Annotated in this window: 2 protein-coding genes and 1 tRNA gene; all 3 read right to left on the minus strand. The window is 57.6% G+C overall.

Annotated elements, in window-relative coordinates; translation table 11 throughout:
- The coding region (gene nusA, locus ACIO0C_RS31200) for a transcription termination factor NusA (protein WP_401318356.1) at positions 1 to 1,376 on the minus strand (1,376 nt) is incomplete at its 3' end.
- Between the two features lie 59 nt (positions 1,377 to 1,435).
- A complete protein-coding gene (gene rimP / locus ACIO0C_RS31205; RefSeq protein ID WP_007915250.1) occupies positions 1,436 to 1,894 on the minus strand; it encodes a ribosome maturation factor RimP in 459 nt (152 codons plus the stop codon).
- A 138-nt stretch (positions 1,895 to 2,032) separates the two neighbouring features.
- A tRNA-Met gene (locus ACIO0C_RS31210) sits at positions 2,033 to 2,109 on the minus strand.
- Between the last annotated feature and the right edge of the window lie 37 nt (positions 2,110 to 2,146).

Below are 2,146 nucleotides of genomic sequence, written 5' to 3' on the forward strand. Positions count from 1 at the left end.
TCGCGGGTATTTACGCCGCGCACCGCCAGTTCCATCGCCAAATCCTTGTCCATACCCTCAAGCGAGAGCAGGTCTTCGGCCGGATGGGCGTCTGCCAGCTTTTCCTCAGTAGCGATGGCTTTGGTCAACAAACGATCCTTGGCACGAGCGCGAAGCTCGTTGACGATATCTTCGTCAAAGCCGTCGATGTTGAGCATTTCTTCCAACGGTACGTAGGCAATCTCTTCCAGGCTGGTGAAGCCTTCATCGACCAGCACCTGTGCCAGCTCTTCGTCGACTTCCAGCTCGTCGATGAAGTTGCGCAGGATGTCGCCGGTTTCTGCTTGCTGTTTAGCCTGGATGTCCGATTCGGTCATCACGTTCAGGGTCCAGCCAGTCAACTGGCTGGCCAGACGCACGTTCTGACCACCACGACCGATGGCCTGAGCCAGATTGTCTGCGCCGACGGCGATGTCCATTGCATGGGCATCTTCGTCAACGATAATTGCCGCAACCTCAGCCGGGGACATGGCGTTGATCACGAACTGAGCCGGGTTGTCGTCCCACAGGACGATGTCCACACGCTCACCGCCCAACTCACCCGACACTGCCTGGACGCGCGAACCGCGCATACCGATGCAAGCGCCCTGCGGGTCGATGCGTTTGTCCTTGGAGCGTACGGCGATCTTGGCGCGCGAACCCGGATCACGGGACGCAGCCATTACTTCGATCAGGCCTTCGGCAATTTCCGGCACTTCGATGCGGAACAACTCGATCAGCATTTCCGGCGCGGTACGCGACAGGATCAGCTGCGGGCCGCGATTCTCGGTGCGGATTTCCTTGAGCAGCGCACGCAAGCGCACGCCAACCCGGAAAGTTTCGCGAGAAATGATGTCTTCACGGGCCAGCAACGCTTCGGCGTTGTTACCCAGATCGACGATCACGTTGTCGCGGGTGACTTTTTTCACGGTGCCGGAGATGATTTCACCCAGGCGCTCGCGGTAAGCGTCGACAACCTGGGCGCGCTCGGCTTCGCGAACTTTCTGCACGATGACTTGCTTGGCAGTCTGTGCAGCGATACGGCCGAATTCGATGGACTCGATCTTCTCTTCGACAACATCACCGACCTTGGCACCAGGATGCGTTTCAGCAACCTTGCTCGGCCAGGTTTCGATGGCCGGATCGTCCAGGTCGGCTTCTTCGACGACCGTCCAGCGACGGAATGTCTCGTAGGCACCGGTGTGGCGGTTGATTTCCACACGCAGATCGACTTCGTCCTCGAAACGCTTTTTGGTAGCCGTGGCCAGAGCGAGCTCCAGCGCTTCAAAAATTACGTTAGCCGGTACGCCCTTTTCATTGGATACCGACTCAACAACCAGCAGTACTTCTTTGCTCATCGTACGCCTCGCCTTTCGCAAGCCATTGGATCCGCGGGATCCGCAGTATCTGGCACGCCTCAGTCAAAACTGGGAATAATGTTGGCCTTGTCGATCATATCGATCGGCAACAGGAACTCATGGTCATCTACCTGCACCACGACGTCCTGCTCTTCTACACCGCGCAGAAGGCCCTGAAAGTTGCGTCGTCCTTCAAAAGGCGAGCGCAACTTGATCTTCACTTGTTCACCGGCAAATTTTGCAAACTGCTCAAGAGTGAACAGCGGGCGCTCCATGCCTGGCGAGGAAACTTCGAGGGTGTATTCAACGGAGATTGGATCTTCAACATCCAGCACACCGCTGATCTGACGGCTGACGATGGCACAATCGTCCACCAGCACACCGCCCTCTTTATCAATATAAACGCGCAACATCGAGTGACGACCCTGAGCCGAAAACTCGATACCCCAGCATTCATAGCCTAGGGCCACGACCACCGGGGCCAGCAAGGCCTGCAACTCTTCTAGCTTGCTCGACACCTGAACCCCCTCGTGCATGTATGTGCATGCTATGCAAAATAAAAAAATGGGCGAAGCGCCCATCCTTGAAACGCCGTCGAACAGCGGCGTTGGAAGTGTCCAGCTAACAAAAAGCCCCTGAAAAGGGGCTCCTTAAACTGGTTGCGGGGGCCGGATTTGAACCGACGACCTTCGGGTTATGAGCCCGACGAGCTACCAGACTGCTCCACCCCGCGACGAGGCGGGGGCGGGCGGGGGGGGCCGGTCGCCGGC

This window comes from Pseudomonas sp. NPDC087336 (genome assembly GCF_044744285.1).
Lineage (GTDB): Bacteria > Pseudomonadota > Gammaproteobacteria > Pseudomonadales > Pseudomonadaceae > Aquipseudomonas.